Consider the following 554-nt stretch of genomic DNA (forward strand, 5'->3'; position numbering starts at 1 on the left):
TTGGTAAAATTGGTAATTGGTTAAAAAGCGGGAAGAAAAAAACCATCAAAAAAGGCACCACAAAAGCCATTAAAAAAACTGCTCCTTCTAAATTGGCTAATTTAGGCGGTAAAGCGTTAAGAATTGGTAGTAAAGCTTTATTTTTGGTTTCTTTAGCTTCAACTGCTTACGAACCTTACCAATTTTATCACGAAGAAAATAAAACTCCTAATCCACCACAACAATTAACCCATAGAATTAAAAATCCCCAACCACCAATCTTACAAGCACCATTTATTCAACAACAACCCAACAATGAATTACCAACTATAGTTAATCCAATTCAAGCAGAAACAAATCAAGAAGAAACAAATCAAGAAAAAACAACTCAAGAAGAAAGTGAAACTGGTAACCTTAACAATCCCTGTTAATGGTTCAGTTGAATCAACAACTGAATCTACCTTATTACAATAAGAACAACTACATCACAACACACCACCACTAATTGGTGAGGAATTAAAAGAAACTAACCAAACAACGGAAATGCAACAACTAACTCCTGAAGAAATCATCAA

General features: G+C 33.4%; 1 pseudogene. It reads left to right on the forward strand.

Annotated features, from left to right (window positions below):
- Positions 1–410: pseudogene (locus RI01_RS03220) on the forward strand (hypothetical protein); the annotation flags it as partial.
- Between the last annotated feature and the right edge of the window lie 144 nt (positions 411–554).

Origin of the sequence: Italian clover phyllody phytoplasma str. MA1 (assembly GCF_000300695.1) — a bacterium.
GTDB lineage: Bacteria > Bacillota_I > Bacilli_A > Acholeplasmatales > Acholeplasmataceae > Phytoplasma.